The 18,801-nt window shown below is 73.1% G+C and carries 16 protein-coding genes and 1 tRNA gene; 6 read left to right on the top strand and 11 right to left on the bottom strand.

The features are described from left to right. Window positions 1-86 precede the first annotated feature (86 nt). The 9 genes from ACZ6J5_RS06055 to ACZ6J5_RS06015 all read right to left on the bottom strand — a co-directional run bounded on the left by ACZ6J5_RS06055 (window position 87) and on the right by ACZ6J5_RS06015 (window position 9,233). A complete protein-coding gene (locus ACZ6J5_RS06055) occupies window positions 87-2,876 on the bottom strand; it encodes a molybdopterin-dependent oxidoreductase (protein WP_469388085.1) in 2,790 nt (929 codons plus the stop codon). Beyond that, window positions 2,873-3,769, bottom strand: a complete 897-nt coding sequence (locus ACZ6J5_RS06050) for an FAD binding domain-containing protein (protein WP_469388083.1) — start codon at window positions 3,767-3,769, stop codon at window positions 2,873-2,875. Before ACZ6J5_RS06050 ends, ACZ6J5_RS06055 begins: the two co-directional genes overlap by 4 nt. Window positions 3,770-3,932: 163 nt before the next feature. Beyond that, window positions 3,933-4,769, bottom strand: coding sequence for a hypothetical protein (locus ACZ6J5_RS06045; RefSeq protein ID WP_469388080.1), 837 nt, complete (start codon window positions 4,767-4,769; stop codon window positions 3,933-3,935). Between the two features lie 212 nt (window positions 4,770-4,981). Further along, a complete protein-coding gene (locus ACZ6J5_RS06040; RefSeq protein ID WP_469388078.1) occupies window positions 4,982-5,638 on the bottom strand; it encodes a contact-dependent growth inhibition system immunity protein in 657 nt (218 codons plus the stop codon). A 13-nt stretch (window positions 5,639-5,651) separates the two neighbouring features. Next, window positions 5,652-5,951, bottom strand: coding sequence for an RNase A-like domain-containing protein (locus ACZ6J5_RS06035; RefSeq protein WP_469388076.1), 300 nt, complete (start codon window positions 5,949-5,951; stop codon window positions 5,652-5,654). 108 nt (window positions 5,952-6,059) lie between these two features. Further along, window positions 6,060-6,620: a hypothetical protein gene (locus ACZ6J5_RS06030; RefSeq protein WP_469388074.1), complete on the bottom strand. Its 561-nt coding sequence runs from the start codon at window positions 6,618-6,620 to the stop codon at window positions 6,060-6,062. A gap of 105 nt (window positions 6,621-6,725) precedes the next feature. Continuing rightward, the gene (locus ACZ6J5_RS06025; protein ID WP_469388070.1) at window positions 6,726-8,492 is read right to left on the bottom strand and encodes an RNase A-like domain-containing protein; all 1,767 of its coding nucleotides are present in this window, start codon (window positions 8,490-8,492) and stop codon (window positions 6,726-6,728) included. Then, entirely contained in the window at window positions 8,492-8,812 is a 321-nt protein-coding gene (locus ACZ6J5_RS06020; protein WP_469388068.1) for a WXG100 family type VII secretion target, read from the bottom strand. The genes ACZ6J5_RS06025 and ACZ6J5_RS06020 overlap by 1 nt, the downstream gene beginning before the upstream one ends. Window positions 8,813-8,831: 19 nt before the next feature. Further along, complete coding sequence (locus ACZ6J5_RS06015) at window positions 8,832-9,233, bottom strand: WXG100 family type VII secretion target (protein ID WP_469388065.1); 402 nt, start codon at window positions 9,231-9,233, stop codon at window positions 8,832-8,834. A 208-nt stretch (window positions 9,234-9,441) separates the two neighbouring features. Between ACZ6J5_RS06015 and ACZ6J5_RS06010 the strand changes: the two genes are divergently transcribed. Next, window positions 9,442-9,651 carry a hypothetical protein gene (locus ACZ6J5_RS06010; RefSeq protein WP_469388063.1) on the top strand — a complete coding sequence of 70 codons (210 nt, stop codon included), beginning with the start codon at window positions 9,442-9,444 and terminating at the stop codon, window positions 9,649-9,651. A 37-nt stretch (window positions 9,652-9,688) separates the two neighbouring features. Here ACZ6J5_RS06010 and ACZ6J5_RS06005 read toward each other — a convergent pair whose 3' ends face one another. Next, window positions 9,689-9,958 (bottom strand): Imm21 family immunity protein, encoded by a 270-nt coding sequence (locus ACZ6J5_RS06005; protein WP_469388061.1) that lies wholly within the window; start codon window positions 9,956-9,958, stop codon window positions 9,689-9,691. Between the two features lie 185 nt (window positions 9,959-10,143). After that, window positions 10,144-10,216: transfer RNA gene (locus ACZ6J5_RS06000), tRNA-Arg, on the bottom strand. Between the two features lie 307 nt (window positions 10,217-10,523). Here ACZ6J5_RS06000 and ACZ6J5_RS05995 point away from each other — a divergent pair. The 5 genes from ACZ6J5_RS05995 to ettA all read left to right on the top strand — a co-directional run bounded on the left by ACZ6J5_RS05995 (window position 10,524) and on the right by ettA (window position 18,798). Then, window positions 10,524-12,221: a dynamin family protein gene (locus ACZ6J5_RS05995; RefSeq protein ID WP_469388059.1), complete on the top strand. Its 1,698-nt coding sequence runs from the start codon at window positions 10,524-10,526 to the stop codon at window positions 12,219-12,221. 4 nt (window positions 12,222-12,225) lie between these two features. Beyond that, window positions 12,226-14,361 carry a YfjP family GTPase gene (locus ACZ6J5_RS05990; protein WP_469388057.1) on the top strand — a complete coding sequence of 712 codons (2,136 nt, stop codon included), beginning with the start codon at window positions 12,226-12,228 and terminating at the stop codon, window positions 14,359-14,361. Window positions 14,362-14,654: 293 nt separating this feature from the next. Next, window positions 14,655-15,191: a single-stranded DNA-binding protein gene (locus ACZ6J5_RS05985; RefSeq protein ID WP_469388055.1), complete on the top strand. Its 537-nt coding sequence runs from the start codon at window positions 14,655-14,657 to the stop codon at window positions 15,189-15,191. Window positions 15,192-15,538: 347 nt separating this feature from the next. Further along, on the top strand, window positions 15,539-16,870 hold the full coding sequence (locus tag ACZ6J5_RS05980) for a Cys-Gln thioester bond-forming surface protein (RefSeq protein WP_469388053.1): 1,332 nt from the start codon (window positions 15,539-15,541) through the stop codon (window positions 16,868-16,870). 263 nt (window positions 16,871-17,133) lie between these two features. Further along, window positions 17,134-18,798 carry an energy-dependent translational throttle protein EttA gene (ettA, locus tag ACZ6J5_RS05975; protein WP_469388050.1) on the top strand — a complete coding sequence of 555 codons (1,665 nt, stop codon included), beginning with the start codon at window positions 17,134-17,136 and terminating at the stop codon, window positions 18,796-18,798. Window positions 18,799-18,801: the final 3 nt, after the last annotated feature.

The raw sequence follows: 18,801 nt of genomic DNA, 5'->3' as shown, positions 1-18,801 counted from the left end.
TGCATACCCGGCCGCCGCCCCCGGAACCGTGCCTGCGGCCCGGATCCCCCCGTCCGCCCGGCATTTGTGAGCTTGCTACGAGAAGGTCACGCGCATCCTCCGGGTCGATGCGCCAAGCCGTCCAGCGCCAGCCAGACCCGGTCGCGGGTGAACGGCGCCTCCGTGAAGCGGATGCCGGTCGCGTCGCGCAGCGCGTTGGCGAAGGCGGGCGGCACCGGGTTGAAGGGGCTCTCGCTCATCGACTTGGCGCCGAGCGGCCCGATGGAGTCGCTGGTCTCGGTGAAGTGCACCTCGGTCCTCGGCACGTCCGCGTACTGCGGCAGCCGGTAGCGCCGGAACGCCGCCGTCGTCACCTCGCCCCGCTCGTCGATCCGCACGTTCTCGAAGAGGGTCGCGCCCAGCGCCTGCGCGACCCCGCCCTCCACCTGCCCCCGGCACTGCATCGGGTTCATGACCTTCCCGGCGTCGGCGGCGTGCACGCTGCGCAGGATCCGCGTCTCGCCCGAGCCCGGATCCACCGCCACCCGGAACCACTGCGCGTTGAACGCCACCGAGCGCGGCGACCCGCCCCAGTGCCCGTCCGCCGCCAGCTCCTCCGCCGCCCCCAGCGCGTGCGCCGCCTCGTACAGCTCCTTCAGCGGCACGGTCCGGCCCGCGCAGTCGACGCTCTCCGCGCCGAGCACGCACAGGTGCCGGGCGACACCCGTGTGCCGCGCGGCGAGGCTCCGCAGCCGCTCCGCGAGCGAGGACGCGGCCAGCAGCACCGCCTTGCCCGCGACGACCGTGCCGGCCGAGCCGAAGGCCCCGGTGTCGTGGCGCACCACGTCCGTGTCGGACTGGCGCACGGTGATCCGGTCCCCGGTGGTGCCCAGCGCCCCGGCGGTGATCTGCTGGTGGACCGTGGTCGTGCCGTTGCCGAACTCGGCGGTGCCGACGGCGATGTCGTACGTGCCGTCCGCGAGCAGCGAGACCCGCGCGTCCGCGTAGTGGCCGCCCGGCGGGCCGGTCGCGATCATCGCCAGCGCGGTGCCCTGGCCGACCAGCCACCCCTCGGGCGCGTCCTCGGCGCTGCGGTCCTCGGCGATCGCCTTCCGCACCACCGCGAGACACTGGTCGAGCCCGTACGAGGCGATGTGCAGGTCCTCCTCCTCGCCGATCGGGCTGTGCATCCCCTCGCCTGGCCCGATCACGTTCCGCTCGCGCAGCTCCAGCGGGTCCATGCCGAGGAGCCGCGCCAGCTCGTCCATCGCGGACTCGACGGCGAAGGTCACCTGGCCCAGGCCGTAGCCGCGGAAGGCGCCGGCCGGGACGGCGTTGGTGTAGACGGAGTAGGCGTCCACCTTCTTGTGCGGGGCGCGGTAGACCGCGAAGGACTCGCCGACGCTGTGGAACATCACGGCCGGGCCGTGGTTGCCGTACGCGCCCGTGTTCGCCACCACCCGCATCCGCACGGCGGTCAGCACGCCGTCCGCGCGGGCGCCCACCTTGACGCCGATCGTGAACGGGTGCCGGGTGGTGGCCCCGTAGAACTGCTCGGCGCGCGTGTACTCCAGCTTCACCGGGCGCCGCAGCCGCAGCGCGGCCAGGGTGACCACGTCCTCGGTCAGCATCTCCTGCTTGCCGCCGAAACCGCCGCCGACCCGGCCCGCGACCACCCGCACCTCGTCCTCGCGCAGCCCGTACAGCGCGCACAGCGCGCGCCGGGTGAGGAACGGCGTCTGGGTGGAGGACCGCACGGTCAGGCGTTCCCCCTCGCCGTCCTCCCGGGGCTCGAAGTACGCCACGCAGCCGTGCGTCTCCAGGCTGGCGTGCTGGACCCGCTGGGTGCGGAAGGTCTCCTCGTAGACCACGGCCGCCTCGGCGAAACCGGCCTCGACGTCCCCGATCTCCCCGTGCACCTCGCCCGCCACGTTGTTCTCCACCCGCGCGATCCGCACCTCGGGCCCCTTGCCCGCGTGGATCACCGGCGCCCCCGGGCGCATCGCCGCCTCCGGATCGAGGACGTACGGCAGCTCCTCGTACGTCACCTCCACCCGGCGGCAGCCCTCCTCGGCCGCCCGCTCGCTCTCCGCCACGACGGCCGCGACCCGCTGCCCGACGTACCGGACGACGTCGTCCAGGACCCGGGTGTCGTCGGGGTCCTCCGTCGGATGCTCGTGCCGGGCGCTGGAGTAGAGCGTGTCCGGGGCGTCCTCGTGGGTGAACACGGCGACCACACCCGGCACCCGCAGCGCGGCGGCCGTGTCGATCGCCAGGATCCGGGCGTGCGGGTGCGGCGAGCGCAGCAGCTTCATGTGCAGCAGCCCCGGGACCTGGACGTCGAAGGTGTAGCGGGCGGTGCCGGTGACCACCTGCGGCCCGGCCGGCGCGCCGACGCTGCGGCCCACGGCCTTTCCGGCGCACGGCCGTTCGGTGTGCGCGACCCCGCGCACGGCGTCCTCGACGGCCCGGTAGCCGGTGCAGCGGCAGATGTTGCCCTTGAAGGCGCGCGGCAGGTCGGCCAGCTTGCCGTCGTCGTGCGCGGTGCCCCGCTCGGCCTCCAGCGCCGCCGTGGTCATCAGGAACCCGGCCGTGCAGAAACCGCACTGGAAGCCCTGCGCGTCGAGGAACCTCTTCTGTACGGGGTGGAGTTCGCCGCCCGGCGCGGCCAGGCCCTCGACCGTGGTGACGGCCCGCCCCCCGGCCCGTACGGCCGGATAGACGCAGCTGTGCACGGGCTCCCCGTCGACGTGGACGGTGCAGGCGCCGCAGTCGCCTGCGTCGCAGCCCTTCTTCACGCCGAACCAGCCGCGCTCGCGCAGATAGGTGCGCAGGCACTGCCCGGCGCGCGGCTCCTCCTCGAAGGGCCGGTCGTTGACCTGGACGCGAAAGCTCATCGGGCACGCTCCTGGGGGCCGGTGGCTCGGGGGCCGGTGGTCCGGGGTTCGGTGGCTCGGGGTTCGGTGGTCCGGGGTTCGGCGATGAGTTCGCGGCGCACCTCCTCGGCGAGCCGCAGGCCCATGTGCCGCCGCCACTCGGGGAGTCCGTGGATGTCGTCGAACCAGTCGGCGTCCGCGACCGCCGACTCGACCGCCTCGCGGAGCCGCTCCCGGCTCGGCGGCAGCGGGAACCAGAACCGGAACGGGCGCACGGTCGCCGCGCTGACCGTCACGGCCAGCGAGCCGTCCACCGGGTCGTGGGTGCCGATGACCAGCGCGCCCGAGCGGCCGAGCCCGTACAGCGACGCCTGCCGGAAGGCGGTCCGGCAGCCCAGCGCCCGCGCGGGCAGCGTCACGGACCGCAGCAGCTCGCCCTCCGCGAGGTCCTTGCGCCCGGCGCCGGTGATGAAGTCGACGACCTTCAGCTCCCGCAGCGAGCCGTCCTGCGCCTGGAGCAGACAGCTTCCGTCGAGGGCGGCGGTGAGCGAGATCATCGGCCCGGCGGGCAGCCCGTTGCAGAGGTTCCCGCCGACCGTGGCCATGTTCCAGATCTTGAACGAGGCCAGGAAGGCCCGGCAGCACTGCTCGAACAGCGGCGCCGCGACCGCGTCGAGCCCGCGCCGCCCGAACCGCGAGAGCGCGGCGATCGTGCAGGTCGCGGCTATCTCCAGGGAGCCGTCCGGGTGCCGGGTGAGCGGCTCCCAGCCCATCCGGCCGAGGTCGATCAGCCGCCGCAGGTGCGGCTGCGGCTCGGAGAACAGATACGTCCCCCCGCCGAGCCAGGCGTCCCCCGGCCGCCAGGGCTCACGCAGCCGCGCGTCCCGCACGTCCGTCACCGTGTTCAGATCCATGCCGCCAGTGAAACTCCGGCCACCTGGCCGGAACGACTGGTTCGGGGCCCGGAATACGGGGGTCGGGGCGGGGAGGGGCCTGGAGGATCGACCAGGCGCGGGGTACGGGGACGGGCCCGGGGCCCAGGGGGTGGAGCAGGGCCCTGGGGAGGCGGCGGAGGGCTCAGGGGGTGGAGCAGACCACCGAGGCGTAGACCACGCCCAGCGGGACGGCGGCCGTGTTGGTGGCCCGTACCGTCCAGCCCGTGTCCGTCGGCCCCGAGGAGTTCAGGAGCGTGTCCAGGCTGCCGTCCACACCGCCGCCGGTCGGCACCTGACCCGCCGGGCAGTCCACGCTCACGGTCCCGACCGCGCCGGGCCGCAACTCCATCCGGACGCTGCGGAGGGTGGGCGCGAAGGCGGAGCAGACGACGAAGGCACGGACGGACGAGGGCGTGGAGCCGGTGTTCTTCGCCCGCGCGATCCACCGCCGGTCGTCGTCGAAGACCGACTGGCTGGCGTACGTCTGCTCGCCCGCCTGGAAGCCGCCGCCCGCGACGTACTGCGCCCCGCCGCAGCCCGCCTCGCTGGGGTTGTCCGACTCGCCCGGCCGCAGCGGGCTCACGGGCCCGGCGTGGGTGGTGAGGGTGGTCTCCGAGGAGCAGACCACCCGGGGGTGCAGGGTCTGCACCGCGTCGGAGGCGTTGTACGCGCGCACCCGCCAGCTGTTCTCGTCGACGGGGGCCGACTCCTTGATGAAGACCGCGCTCTGCGGGTCGCTCTGCACCGTCGCCCCGCCGCCCGTGGGCTTCGTCCCCGCCGGACAGAACGCGGCGACGGTCACCGCCCGGCCCGGGTACATGATCGCGGGGTGCCCGGGCTGCTGGGTGATGGTGCGGGCGGCGGGGGCGGCCGCGAGGGCGGTCGCCGGGTCCGGGTCGGCGAAGGCGCGCGGGGCGGCGGGCAGGACGGCGGCGAGCAGGGTGGCGGCCGTCAGTGCGGCGGCGGACGAGCGGCGCATGCCGGCTCTCCTTGTGACGGGGATGGGGGGGATGAATGGGGATGAAGGGGGGAGCTGCCCCAAGTGCCCCCAGCATGGCCGCCCGGGAACCCGAAGTGGCCGCGCCCACGGCCCTGTTCACCCGCATGGCCGGAGCCGCCCCGGCGTGTTACGGGGCTCGCCGCGCGCCCGCCGATGAGGTGGCGGGCGCGGTCGGCCGCCGCCGGGGTGCCTCAGCCCGCGGCGAGCGCGGTCGCGACCGACTGGAACCAGGCGCCGTGGGAGTGGGGGGCGGGCGGGCCGACCTCCATGCCGAGCTCGGCGGCGGCGAGGGCGTAGTCGCCGTCGTCGAGGGGGAGGGCGAGGAGCTCGTGGAGCTCGCCGACGAGGCGGGCGACGAGCTGGGGGTGGGTGGTGGCCGCGTAGTCGGCGACGGCGGCCTCGTGGTCGGGAAACTCGTCGACGATGTCCTGGGAGAACCAGCCGCCGAGGAACTGGGCGGTCTCGGGGAAGCGGGCGTGCCACTCCCAGTGGGTCCCCGGGGAGGCGGGCTCGGGGACCTCGCCGCCCTCGATGCTCCGCTTGAGGTGGTCGGCGAGGACGAGCAGCCAGTCGCCGATCGCGGACTGGGGCATCCCGGTGTCGGGGACGGCGTAGAACTCGCCGAGCTCCAGGCGCAGCGGGCCGGGCGGGTTGCGGCTGTACTCGCGGAGCTGACGCTCGGCCTCGGCGATGGCCGAGGGACGGGTGTGCCAGGTGTGGCGGAGGTAGGCGTCGAGGGCGCGGCTGCGGGTCCCGGGGGTGTCGTCGGCGGGCTGGCCGAGGTAGGCGCGCATGACCTGGTCGAGCTCGCCGTAGCGCCGGTCGTGTTCGAGGGGCTTCATGGACATGTGGGCGGGGCCCCTACAGGTAGAACGGCACGGTGGTGAGGACGGTGAAGCCGTGGGGGCTCGCGGGTGCGCGGCGCAGGACCACCCGCGCGGCGCGCACGTCGACGGGCCCGCGCCCGGCGAGCAGCTCGGCCTCCAGCTGGACGCGGCCCACGGGCTCCTCGCGGGAGGGCCAGGCGGCCTCGATGGTGAGGCGGGCGCGGGTGCCCTGGGCGAGCCACCGGTGGATGGCCTGCTCGTTGGCGGTGACGACCTGCTGGGTGGCCCAGTGGGCGGTCTCCCGGTCGGGATAGGAAGCGGAACGGGTCAGCACGGGGCCATCCTCTCAAGGGCGCCCGAGGGGGGCGGGCGGGCGGCTCGGGGGCCGGGACGAGGGGCCCGGTACCAGGGGCCCGGTACCAGGGGCCCGGGGCCCGGGGGCTCAGTAGTCGGAGAAGTTCCAGAACAGCCCGACCTCCGTGTCGGAGACGACGACCAGGCCGTAGTCCTCGGAGTAGACGCTGAGCGGGGCGTACCCCCAGTTCGGGGACGTGAAGTCGAGCGTTCCGGGCGGGCCGCCGGGCCGGGTCACGTTGGTGTGGAAGGCGGCGGCGTCCCCGTACCGCGCGAGGACGGTGCGCGCCAGGGCACGCAGCTCCTCCTCGCTCTCCGTGAAGCGGCTCAGGTTGGACAGCGCGCACCCGTCGTCGGTGAGGGCGAGCAGCAGGTTCTCGGCGCTGTCCCGGTCGATCTCGTACAGCCGGTCCCGTACGTACTCCGCGGGCCGGGCCGCGAAGGGGTACACGGGGGAGGCCGCCCGCTCCGGGTCGTCCGCCGCGTCGTCGAGCCCGGCCCAGCCCCTCGGGTCCGGGACCCGGCCCATCACCGCGAGCACGTCGAGGACCCAGTCCTCGTGCCGGCGCGGGCCGGTGGCGTCGTACGGGTACGCGTCCTCGTAGAGACGGCGTACCGCGGCTTCCCATGCGGCCTGGTCGACGGACATGCGGTGCGGGCCTTTCTCGGCGGTGAGGGCGGTGAGGGCGGTGCGGGCGGTGCGGGGCTGCTCGTCAGGGGTTCGGGCTCGGGGCTTGGGGCCCGGGGCCCGGCCCTAGGACTTGGACGGCATCGACGTCATCACGGTGAAGGGCGGATGGCGACCGCTGTCGTACCGGATGCGCGTGTCGATCCCCTGGACGTCGTACGCCTCGGCACCCATGCCCGACTGCTTGTACCCGGACTTCGGGTCGTTCGGGTCCTGCGGCTGCTTGAAGACGCTGCGCCCGCTGTTCTCGCCGTTGGGCGCCGTCGCGTGGAAGTCCTGGACGCTGCCTTCGGCGGGCGGTGGCGGGCCCTTGATCCAGGCCTCGATGGCCGCCTTGTTGTGGTTGAGGTTGTACTCGGTGAGCTCCTGCGCCCGCTCGTAGTCCGGGAAGGCGGACGAGGCGCTGGGCTTCGGCTTGCCGTACGGCCAGGCCAGGGTGGGACCGTTCGCCTGCTGGTCGCGCAGGCGCTGCGCGAGCTGCTCGTCGGTCTTGCCGACGTGTTTGTCGAGGGTGTGCCCGTCGCCCATGTACTCGTTGGCGGCGAGGTCGAGCTCGTAGTCCCCGTTCGCGTCGACCTTCAGCCAGACCTGCGAGTCCTTGAACTCCTCCAGGGCCCGGGCGCCGAAGCCGTGTGCGCGGGCCACGCCGGCCTCGAATTTGGGGGCGCTGCGGTGGGCCTCGTCGAGGGGCTTCTTCAGGGCGTCCATGCGGGTGGTGAGGCCGTCGAGGATGCCGGTGTAGGTGTTGACGATCCGGTTCAGCTTCGCGGTGTCGATGTTGAGCACGGTCTTGACGTCGAAGGACAGGATCAGGCCCGCGCCCTTGCCGATGACCGAGGTGACGGTGGAGAGCAGGTCCTTGGGGCTCTTGGGCTTGGCCAGGTCCTCCAGGATCTCCTTGGCGGCCTTCCACATGGCGCGGTGCAGCTCGTCGGCGACGTCGCGGTTCAGGTCGACGGCGGCCTCGGCGTACTCGCGCAGGATGGTGGCGATGCTGTCGGCGGTGTCCTTGAGGACCGTCATGACGGGCTCGCTGCCGGTGGGGAGGCGCGGGGTGCCGGGTCCGGAGCCGGCGGTCTGCGCCCACTGGTAGCCCTCGCGCTGCTGCCCCCAGGCGGTCGCTCCCCACAGGGCGCTGCAGAAGGTCCGCATGGCGGCCTCCCAGTCGGCCTGCTGGTGGTTGGTGATGGTGCCCACGGTCTGGGTGAGCTGGTCGGCCCCGGTGGTGAGGACGAGGGAGACGTTCATCCAGCTGTGGCAGAGGGAGTTGAGGTAGTGCTGCTGGGGGAAGGGGTGGACGTCGGCGACCCGGCCGACCCGGAACACGTGCTTGGCCAGCGGCTGGAGGACGTCCCGGACGATCTCGGGGATGCCCTCCATCAGGCCGCGCAGGAAGTCGTCCCCGCCGTCGTCGTCGCCCCACTTGATGTCGGGTACGGAGGAGAAGACCGGGTCCTTGTCGATGACGGCGGGCCGAGGGCGCTGCTCGGCGGTCTTGCCCGGCTGGGGGTTGGCCGCCGCGTCGGCGCGGGTGTAGGCGTTGGCGGTCTCGGTGAAGCCGACGGCGACACCGCCGACGCTGACGACGGACTTGGCCCAGACCTCCAGCCAGCGGTTGCCGATCTGCTTGTACGCCTGGGCGAACCGCTGGGCCTCGCTGCCGGCGCCGCCGGCGTCGGGGTACTTGCCGAGCTCGTCCAGGAGCGTGCGGGCGCCGCGCATCAGGAAGTCCTGCTGGGCGGCGACCCGCCCGGAGACGGACCAGAGGTCGCTGGGCTTGACGTCGATGGCACCGGCCCCGCCGGGCCCACCGCTCCCACCGGGCCCGGCCATCAGGCGCCCCCTCCCCACCCCTGGAGCACCGACCGGTTGGCGGCCGCGTAGTTGAGGTGCCCGGTGACGACGACCTCGTGCAGCCAGGCCTGGGCGGCCTTGAGGTCGGCGGCGGAACGGCTCCACTTGTCGAGCTCGTCGACGAAGGCCTCGCGGGCCTCGCCGTCCCAGCTCAGGACGACCTTGGCGGCCCGCTCGTACAGCGTGTCGAGCTTCCCGTTGAGGGTGCGGAGGATGTCCTCCAGGTCCCCCGAGAGTCGCTGAAGGGAGGCGAAGTCGACGGTGATCCGGTCGTCGCCCATCCGATCCTCGTCCGGCATGGTGCTGGTCCCCCGTGGTTCAGACGTCCAGAATGCGGCTCGTCGGCGGCGCGGGCGCGGCGCCGGGCGCAGGGTCGGGCACGGTGAGCGCGCGGGCGGCGGCGGACACGTCCTCGCCGTCCTGGAGCCGCTTGACCCGGGCCAGGGTGTCGAGCTCCTGCTCGCTGAAGCCGTCGCGGGAGGCCCGCACGGCCGCTTCGAGCAGGACCATCACCTGACGGATCCGCACGGCGTCCTCGGCGACCCCGCGGTGCAGCGACCGGTACGCGACGGCGGTCGGCCCCTGCCAGCCGGCGGCGACCCGGTCGACGACCTCGTCCATGCGCCGGGTCTGCCGCTCCAGGTACTCCTGCATCGCGTCGAGGTCCCCGGCCAGCCGCCCGAGTTCACCCGCCGAGACATCGAGATCGGCGTCCCGCATCCTGAGCCCCCGCTCGCACCCACGTCCTCCGTACCCCGCCACCCTAACGGAGCCCCCACCCGCCCCAAGGGAACGGGTGTCCGAGCACCAACAGGCCAGCACCCGACGGGGTTCCGCCATCGCCCACCGACCGCCTGCGCCGGAAGGCCCCCGTCCGCTGCACTGGTCCGGGGCACCGGAACACGGGCTGAACGGAAGTGGACGGCACATGATGACGATCAACGTGGCGGTGCTGCTGGCGGTCATCGTGGTGATGAGACTCCGCCGCAGAACACAGGCCAGAAGCCGCTTCGAGGAGCGCGGCACGGCGTTCCTGGTCCTGGCCCTGGGCATCCTGATCGCCCCCACCCCCCTGGGCCAGGCCCTCTTCAACGGCATCGCCCAACTGGTCCGGGGCGTCTCCCAGGCGGGTTCCTGAGACGCCGTGCACGAGAGAGCACGGCAGCGGGCCGTCCCTACGCGGGCAGCAGCCGCTCCAGCGTGAACCGCGTCTCGGGGCCGGGATCCACGACCGTCGACTGGACGCGATAGCGGCCCGGGGCCGGCACGACGCGAAGCGCCTCCGAGCCGAGGATCCGGTCGGCCTCGTAGGCGGCGTCGGCCAGGACGTACCGCCCTCCGAGCTCAAGGGAGAGGACGTCCTCCCACCCGTCGGACGCGGCGGCGGCCCGGACGGCCCGGACCAGCCCGGTGCCGTCGTCGGCGTAGCACCAGCGCGCGATCATCACACCCGCGTCCGACGGGCGGGGACAACGGCGGGCCTGAGATCTCGGGGAAGCCCCCACGGGACCCAGCAGCCGGAAGCCGGCCTCTGACCGGATTTCGCCGGACGGATCCAGTCACCGAGGCCGCCGTTCCCGAGCCCCCTGACCAGCAAAAAGACCCTCCCGAAGGAGGGTCTGTGGCGTTGCGCCCCCGGCAGGACTCGAACCTGCGGCCAAGTGCTTAGAAGGCACCTGCTCTATCCACTGAGCTACGGGGGCCGGCGGTGGCCCGGTGGTGGGCCGGGGTCCGCGGGGTGGGGCGGGTGTGGCCTGACGGGACAAGGATAGGGCTCCGATCCCCCTGGCCCGCTTGCTTCACCTGCGTGCCACGATGTGGAGGTTCGGTGAAGCGGTCCGATAATCGCAGGCAGGTGCGATTCGCGCAGCGCTTTTCGCGCCACTCGGGCCGGGTGTTGTGCACTCGTTATGCCTGGGGTCATCCGGCTACATCCGTTCGGTCGGCGCGTAGCGCCTCTATATGCTTCAAAAAGCCTCCAAAATTGGTCATTCTTCACATGTGGTGACCTTGGACGAACGGCCTCAGCTGATCGACGCACTCTCCGCCCTGCGCGACCGAGTCGCCGCCGTGCGTCTACCGCTCCCCCTTCCCGGTGCCCCCCGGGCCCGCCAGACCCGGGCCGAGCTGCTCGCCCAGCTCGACGACTATCTGGTGCCCCGCCTCAGAGATCCCGACGCCCCGCTGCTCGCCGTCGTCGGTGGCTCCACCGGGGCCGGCAAGTCCACGCTCGTCAACTCGCTCGTGGGCCGCCGCGTCAGCGAGGCCGGCGTCCTGCGGCCGACCACCCGCACCCCCGTCCTGGTCTGCCACCCCGAGGACCACCACTGGTTCGCCGGGATGCGCGTGCTGCCCCAGCTCACCCGCGTCTGGCTGCCCGCGCGGGACGAGGAGCACCCCCGAGGCGAGCGCGGCGAGCGCGACGAACGAGACGAACACGACGAGCCCGAGGAGGACAACTCCCTCCGCGTCGAGACCGCCGCCACCCTGCCCCGCGGCCTCGCCCTCCTCGACGCCCCCGACATCGACTCCCTCGTCGTCGAGAACCGCCTCCTCGCCGCCGAGCTGATCTGCGCCGCCGACATCTGGGTCATGGTCACCACCGCCTCCCGCTACGCCGACGCCGTCCCCTGGCACCTGCTCCGTACCGCCAAGGAGTACGACGCCACCCTCGTCACCGTCCTCGACCGCGTCCCCCACCAGGTCATCGGCGAGGTCTCCCGGCAGTACGAGGCCCTGCTCGACAAGGCCGGGCTCGGCGACCTGCCCCGGTTCACCATCCCCGAGCTCCCCGAGTCAGCCGGCGGCGGCAGCGGGCTGCTCCCCGACACCGCCGTCGCCCCGCTGCGCGGCTGGCTCGCCCACTGCGCCCAGGACCCGGCCGCCCGCCAGCAGGCCGTCGGCCGCACCGCCGCCGGCGTCATCGACTCGCTCGACGCCCGGATGCCCGAGCTCGCCGGCGCGGTCGCCGCCCAGTACGCGGCGGCCGTCCGGCTCGGCGGCGCCGTCGAGGGCGCGTACGGCGAGCAGGGCGGGCGGCTCCGCGAACAGGTGCGCCGCGGCGCCGTCCTGGCCGGGGACGCCCGTACCCGCTGGCGCGGCTACCCCCGCGACAGCTCGGCCGAGGAGCTTCTCGACGCCCTCGTCGAGTCCCTCGCCGCCCTCGTCCAGTGCGCCGTCGCCGCCGCCGACGAGCGGGTCCGCGACACCTGGCGCCGCGAACCCGCCGCCGGCGCCCTCGCCCCGGCCGACCGCACCGGCCCCGCCAAGGACGCGGGCGAGCGGATCGCCATGACCGTACGGCGCTGGCGGCGCGTCCTGGAGGAGACGGTCGAGGAGGAGGTGCGGGGGATGGAACGCCCCGCCACCGTCCGGGGCTCCGGACACGGTACGGGCCGCTCCTCCGGCCGGGCCCGCGGCGCCACCGCCGCCGCACCCGACAACGAGACCCTCACCGCCCTTGTCGCCGCCGTCCTCCTCGGCGGGCGCCGCACCCGCGCCGCCGGCGACCGGCTCGCCGAACTCCTCGGCGCCCAGGGCGCCGTGCTCCTGCGCGACAAGGGCGGCGAACTCCTCCGCACGTACCTCGACCGCGCCCTCCACACCGAACGCGACCGGCGCCTCGCGCCCCTCGACGCCCTCGACGTGACCCCCGAGCCGCAGGCCGAGCTGATCGCCGCCCTCTCCGTACTGCAGAAGGAGAAGTGACGCAGTGAGTGACCCCGTACGCGGTGACGCCGTGCCCTCCGCCGCCGTGCCCTCCGATGCCGTACGCGGCGGTGCCGTGCGTGGTGATGCCGCGTCCTCCGGCCCCGCGTCCTCCGGCCCCGTGCCCTCCGACCCCGTGCCCTCTCGCGGCGATGCCGTACGTCCTGACGCCGCCCGTCCCGCTTCCGTACGCGACGGGGGCGGCGGCCCCGGTCACGACGGCCCCCGGGCCCCCGGGACCGCCGCCGAGCGCTGGGACGACGGGCTGATCGCCCGCCGCGCCGCCGAACGCGCCGCCCCGAAGGGCACCGGGAGTCCTGGGGGTCCTGGGGGTCTGGGGAGTCCTGGGACTCCTGGGACTCTCGGTGTCCCCGAAGCCCTCGTCGGCCCCACCAGCCCAACCAGCTCCATCAGCCCCACCGGCCTCACCGGCCCCGCCGTCCCCGACGACGCCGACGGGCTCCCCCCGCTCGGCGGCGCCTACGGCGGCTCCCTGCGCACCCGTCTCGACGCTCTCCACGAACTCGTCGGCCTCTCCCGCACCCGGGTCGAGAACGACGCCCTCGCCGAGGCGGGGCGGGTCCTCGACGAGGCCGCCGCGCGGCAGCGGCTCTCCGCGCGGCACACCGTCGTCGCCATCGCCGGGGCCACCGGCAGCGGCAAGTCCACCCTCTTCAACGCCCTCGCCGGCGTGCCCGTCTCCGACACCGGACTGCGCCGCCCCACCACCTCCGCCCCGATCGCCCTGAGCTGGTCCGAGGGCGCCGCGGGCCTGCTCGACCGGCTCGGCATCCCCGGGCGGCTGCGCCGCAGGCCGCTCGCCGGCGGCGCGGGCGACGCCGAGCTCCAGGGGCTCGTCCTCATCGACCTGCCCGACCACGACTCGGCCGTCACCGCCCACCGCGACCAGGTGGACCGGCTGCTCGGCCTGGTGGACGCGGTGATCTGGGTGGTGGACCCGGAGAAGTACGCGGACGCCGCCCTGCACGAGCGTTATCTGCGGCCCCTCGCCGGACACGCGGAGGTCACCTTCGTCGTCCTCAACCAGACCGACCGGCTCGGCACCGAGGCCGCCGACCTCGTCCTCGACGACCTGCGTCGCCTCCTCGACGAGGACGGCATGGCGCTCGGCGAGCACGGCGAGCCCGGCGCGACGGTCCTCGCCCTGTCCGCGCTCACCGGGGACGGCGTACCGGAACTGCGCGAGCTCCTCGGCCGCTTCGTCTCGGACCGCACCGCGCCCGAGCGCCGCCTGGCCGCCGACGTGGACGCCGCCGCGGCCCGGCTGCGCCCGGTGTACGTGGCGGACGGGCGGCCCGGTCTGGGGGAGCGGGCCCGGGAGGAGTTCGCCGACCGGCTCGCGCTCGCCGTCGGCGCGCAGGCCGCGGGGGAGGCGGCCGAACGGGTCTGGCGGCGCGGCGCCATCCGCGCCTGCGGCACGCCGTGGCTGCGGCTGTACCGCTGGTACGAGCGGGTCCGCGCGCACGGCAGCACCGACCCGCGCCTGGAGAACCCGGTCGAGGACGAGCTGACCGCCCGCCAGCGGGTCGAGCAGGCGGTGCGGATCGTCTCCGACGAGGCCGCGCACGGGCTGCCCGGCCCCTGGGCGCAGGCGGTGCGCGAGGCGGCGCTGCGGGGCGCCGACGGGCTGCCGGAGGCGCTGGACGAGCTGACGGTGTCCATGGGCGACCCGGCGGCCCGCCCGCCCCGCCCGGCGTGGTGGCCGGCCGCGGTCTTCGCGCAGGTGGTGATGACGTTCCTGCAGATCTTCGGCGCGCTGTGGCTGGTGGCCCAGATCGTGGGCGTGGTGGAGCCGCTGCTGTGGCCGCCCGTACTGATCATGCTCGCCGGGATCGTCGGCGGCCCGCTGGTGGAGTGGGCCTGCGCGGCGGCGGTACGGGGCCCGGCCCGGCGGTACGGGCAGGAGGCCGAGCGGCGGTTGCGCGAGGCGGCCTCGGCGTGCGGCAGGGCCCGCGTGCTCGACCCGATCGCGGCGGAGCTGATGCGCTACCGGGAGGTGCGCGAGCAGTACGTGACGGCCTCGGGCGCGACGCGGATGACGGCCCGGATCGGCGGGGCGCGGATCGGCGCGACGAAGCTGGGCCCGATCCGGCGGACGGGCGCGGCAAGGTCCCGCTAGGCGCAACCGCGCAACCGCGCAACCGCGCAACCGGGCAGCCCCGCAGCCGTGAAGCCGTGAAGCCGCGAAGCCCGTTCCCGGTGAGTGGCGACCCCCAGCGAGTGGCGGAGGTCTCCCCCCCCCGTAAGGGTGACGGACTTTTCCCCAACTCACCCCCTATCCACAGGCTTCAGCGGATTTCTCCGCTCAGGGCCACGATGGGACGGAAAGAGGCGGGACGTACACGAGTGCCGCACCCGAGGGCCGCACAGGAGAGTGGTGCGCGCGCGGAGGGGCACGGAGGGGTGGGGGACATGAACGAGACGACGGTGACGCTGGTCGGCAACGTGGCGACCAACGTGGAGTACAGGGAGACGGTGACCGGCGGGGTGGCCCGGTTCCGCTTCGCGGTGACGGTGCGGCGCTGGGACCGCGAGCGGGCGCTGTGGGCGGACGGTCCGACCAGCTTCTACACGGTCTCGGCCTGGCGCTCGCTGGGGATGAACGTGGCGGCCTCGGTCTCGGTGGGGGAACCGCTGGTGGTGCACGGCCGGTTGAAGGTGCGCGAGGAGGAGCACGACGGGCGCCGGAAGACCTTCGTGGACATCGACGCGGTGGCCGTCGGGCACGACCTGAGCCGGGGTACGGCGGCCTTCCGGCGGGCGGCCCGGCAGGGTCCGGAGGTCCCGGAGGCGCCTGTCCCGGCCGCGCGCGTAGCGCGATCCGGCACTCCGGAGCCGCCCTCGCCCGACCTCTGGCAGACCCCGGAGCCGGCCGTGGACCCGGCCCTGGGTACGGTCGGAGGTACGGCCAATGGTCCAGTCCAAATCGATCTCGTCGCCGTTTCCTGACCTTGTGTCGTGGGGATATGTCGACACCGTGACCAGCGGTTCCTCATCAACTTCCCTCCGCTGATAACGATTTCGAGTCGGTATGGTTATCAGATGGCACGGGCGGGCACGGAGGGGTTTCGCGTCCCTAGGATTCCCAGTACTCATGAGGCGCTTGCTTCCAGTGGGTCAGTGAGTCTGCTGGCGGGTGCTCCCCCCACGCGTATCGATCGATGACGCGGAGCAGCCTGCCTGGAGGGGAAATTCCAATGTTTTCTGCACGGAGGCGCGGCGCTGCCCGCCTTGCAGCCGCGGCTCTGGTCTCCGGCCTCGTCGCGGCCGGGTCCATAGCGATCGCCGGTCCCGCGATGGCCGACGAGATCAGCACCGGCGGCGCCGCGGCGACGCTGGGGTCGGTCGTCGACGGCGGTGACATCGACGTCAAGGTCGGCAAGGAGACGCACACCTACCGCGGTGGCCTCTTCGACCTCAGCGTCAAGGGCGGCGGCTCGCTCAAGGCGTACTGCATCGACCTGTTCACCAAGACCAAGTCGGGCACGTCCTACAAGGAGGTCGGCTGGGACGAGTCGACGCTCCACGACAACAAGAACGCCGGCAAGATCCGCTGGATCCTGCAGCACTCCTACCCCGAGGTCAACGACCTGACGGCGCTCGCCGCCAAGGCCAACGCGGGGCGCCTGACCAACGACGACGCCGCGGCGGCGACGCAGGCGGCCATCTGGCACTTCTCGGACAACGTCGAGACCGCGCCCAAGGACGCCGACGCCAAGGCGCTGGCGAAGTACCTGGTCGCCGAGGCGGAGAAGGCGCCGGCGCAGGAGGAGCCCAAGGCCTCCCTCAGCGTCACGCCGACCTCCCTCGCGGGCAAGTCCGGCAGCCGCCTCGGCCCGGTCAAGGTCAGCACCAACGCCGCCGCCGGCGTCACCAAGGTCGCGCTGTCCGCCGACGCGCCGCAGGGCGTCAAGGTCGTCAACGCCAAGGGTGCGGCGGTCACCTCCGTCAGCGACGGCGACGAGCTCTTCGTCGACGTCCCGGCCGGTGCCGGTGACGGCTCCGCCAAGGTGAGCCTGACGTCCACCACCAAGGTCTCCATCGGCCGCGTGTTCGCGAGCACCACGGAGAAGCGCCAGCAGACGCTGATCCTGGCCGGCTCCAGCGACTCCACCGTCACCGCGCAGATCGACGCGACCTGGGCGAAGCAGGGCGCCGTTCCGGCGGTCGACTTCAAGGAGAACTGCGCCAAGGGCGGCGTGGACGTCACCGTCTCCAACAGGGGTGACGAGGACTGGACCTTCGACCTGAAGGGCCAGAGCTACAAGATCGCCCCCGGCGCCTCCCAGACGATCACCGTCCCGGTCGCCGAGGACGAGACGTACAAGTTCACCATCACGGGCCCGAACGGCTTCGAGAAGGTCATCGAGGGCGTCCTCGACTGCAAGACGTCCACCCCGGGCCCGAAGCCGTCGGAGACCCCGACCGGCACCCCGGCTCCGTCCGAGACCCCGGCCACCGGTGGCACCACCGGCTCCACCACGGGCTCCACGACCGGTGGCGGCGACCTCGCCGAGACCGGTGGCTCCAGCGCCACCCCGATGATCGCCGGTGTCGCCGTCGCGCTCGTCGTGGTCGGTGGCGGCGCGGTGTTCTTCCTCCGCCGCAAGAAGGCCGTCGGCCAGTAGTCACGGCCCGCCGAACAGGGGAACGGCCCCGCCGCGCACCGCGCGGCGGGGCCGTTCCGCGTCCCGGGGGCCTTCCGGGGTCTCCCGGGGTCTCCCTGGGGTCTCCCTGGGATCTCCGGGGCGGAGGGTGATCGGCCGCTCACTCCGGGGGTGCGGGGAAGGCGCAGGTCAGGACTTCGGGCCGGTACTGGTTTCCGCCGACGGGGCTCGGTCAGGCAAGATGGGGTGTATCTGCCCACTCACTCCTTGCCGGACGGTTTCTCTTGGCTGAGTACATCTACACCATGCGCAAGACGCGCAAGGCGCACGGCGACAAGGTCATCCTCGATGACGTGACGCTGAGCTTCCTGCCCGGTGCGAAGATCGGTGTGGTCGGCCCGAACGGCGCCGGTAAGTCCACCGTGCTGAAGATCATGGCCGGCCTGGAGCAGCCCTCCAACGGCGACGCGTTCCTGTCCCCCGGCTACTCCGTCGGCATCCTCATGCAGGAGCCGAAGCTCGACGAGACCAAGACGGTCCTGGAGAACGTCGAGGACGGCGTCGCCGAGATCAAGGGCAAGCTCAACCGGTTCAACGAGATCGCCGAGCTCATGGCGACCGACTACTCGGACGCGCTGCTGGAGGAGATGGGCAAGCTCCAGGAGGACCTGGACCACGCCAACGCGTGGGACCTGGACGCCCAGCTGGAACAGGCCATGGACGCGCTGGGCTGCCCGCCCGCCGACTGGCCGGTCAACAACCTCTCCGGTGGTGAGAAGCGCCGCGTCGCCCTCTGCAAGCTGCTCCTGGAGGCGCCCGACCTGCTCCTCCTCGACGAGCCCACCAACCACCTCGACGCCGAGTCCGTGAACTGGCTGGAGCAGCACCTGGCCCAGTACAAGGGCACCGTCGTGGCCATCACCCACGACCGGTACTTCCTCGACAACGTCGCCGAGTGGATCCTGGAGCTCGACCGGGGCCGCGCGATCCCCTACGAGGGCAACTACTCGACCTACCTCACCAAGAAGTCCGAGCGGCTCAAGGTCGAGGGCAAGAAGGACGAGAAGCGCGCCAAGCGCCTCAAGGAAGAGCTGGAGTGGGTGCGGTCCAACGCCAAGGGGCGTCAGGCCAAGTCCAAGGCGCGTCTGGCGCGCTACGAGGAGATGGCCGCCGAGGCCGACAAGATGCGGAAGCTGGACTTCGAGGAGATCCAGATCCCGCCGGGCCCGCGCCTGGGCTCCGTCGTCGTCGAGGTCAGCAACCTCTCCAAGGCCTTCGGCGAGAAGGTCCTCATCGACGACCTCAGCTTCACCCTGCCGCGCAACGGCATCGTCGGCATCATCGGCCCCAACGGCGCCGGCAAGACCACGCTCTTCAAGATGCTCCAGGGCCTGGAGGACCCCGACGCCGGTGAGATCAAGGTCGGCGAGACCGTCAAGATCTCCTACGTCGACCAGACCCGCGCCAACATCGACCCCAAGAAGACGCTGTGGGCCGTCGTCTCCGACGAGCTGGACTACATCAACGTCGGCCAGGTCGAGATGCCGTCCCGCGCCTACGTCTCCGCGTTCGGCTTCAAGGGCCCGGACCAGCAGAAGCCGGCCGGCGTGCTCTCCGGCGGTGAGCGCAACCGCCTGAACCTCGCGCTCACCCTCAAGCAGGGCGGCAACCTGCTGCTCCTCGACGAGCCGACCAACGACCTCGACGTCGAGACCCTGTCCTCCCTGGAGAACGCGCTCCTGGAGTTCCCCGGCTGCGCCGTGGTCGTCTCCCACGACCGCTGGTTCCTGGACCGGGTGGCCACCCACATCCTCGCGTACGAGGGCGACTCCAAGTGGTTCTGGTTCGAGGGCAACTTCGAGTCGTACGAGAAGAACAAGGTCGAGCGGCTCGGCCCGGACGCCACCCGTCCGCACCGCGCCACGTACAAGAAGCTCACCCGGGGCTGACCG

Source organism: Streptomyces sp. NPDC042100 (assembly GCF_055582325.1).
The sequence above is the reverse complement of the archived record's forward strand: the minus strand, read 5'-3'. Positions and strand labels throughout refer to the sequence as shown.

What these genes read in the sequence shown, in the direction of transcription:
- ACZ6J5_RS06055 (WP_469388085.1), bottom strand. Translation starts at nt 2,876, where the DNA reads ATGAGCTTTCGCGTCCAGGTCAACGACCGGCCCTTCGAGGAGGAGCCG.
- ACZ6J5_RS06050 (WP_469388083.1), bottom strand. Translation starts at nt 3,769, where the DNA reads ATGGATCTGAACACGGTGACGGACGTGCGGGACGCGCGGCTGCGTGAG.
- ACZ6J5_RS06045 (WP_469388080.1), bottom strand. Translation starts at nt 4,769, where the DNA reads ATGCGCCGCTCGTCCGCCGCCGCACTGACGGCCGCCACCCTGCTCGCC.
- ACZ6J5_RS06040 (WP_469388078.1), bottom strand. Translation starts at nt 5,638, where the DNA reads ATGTCCATGAAGCCCCTCGAACACGACCGGCGCTACGGCGAGCTCGAC.
- ACZ6J5_RS06030 (WP_469388074.1), bottom strand. Translation starts at nt 6,620, where the DNA reads ATGTCCGTCGACCAGGCCGCATGGGAAGCCGCGGTACGCCGTCTCTAC.
- ACZ6J5_RS06025 (WP_469388070.1), bottom strand. Translation starts at nt 8,492, where the DNA reads ATGGCCGGGCCCGGTGGGAGCGGTGGGCCCGGCGGGGCCGGTGCCATC.
- ACZ6J5_RS06020 (WP_469388068.1), bottom strand. Translation starts at nt 8,812, where the DNA reads ATGCCGGACGAGGATCGGATGGGCGACGACCGGATCACCGTCGACTTC.
- ACZ6J5_RS06015 (WP_469388065.1), bottom strand. Translation starts at nt 9,233, where the DNA reads ATGCGGGACGCCGATCTCGATGTCTCGGCGGGTGAACTCGGGCGGCTG.
- ACZ6J5_RS06010 (WP_469388063.1), top strand. Translation starts at nt 9,442, where the DNA reads ATGATGACGATCAACGTGGCGGTGCTGCTGGCGGTCATCGTGGTGATG.
- ACZ6J5_RS06005 (WP_469388061.1), bottom strand. Translation starts at nt 9,958, where the DNA reads ATGATCGCGCGCTGGTGCTACGCCGACGACGGCACCGGGCTGGTCCGG.
- ACZ6J5_RS05985 (WP_469388055.1), top strand. Translation starts at nt 14,655, where the DNA reads ATGAACGAGACGACGGTGACGCTGGTCGGCAACGTGGCGACCAACGTG.
- ACZ6J5_RS05980 (WP_469388053.1), top strand. Translation starts at nt 15,539, where the DNA reads ATGGCCGACGAGATCAGCACCGGCGGCGCCGCGGCGACGCTGGGGTCG.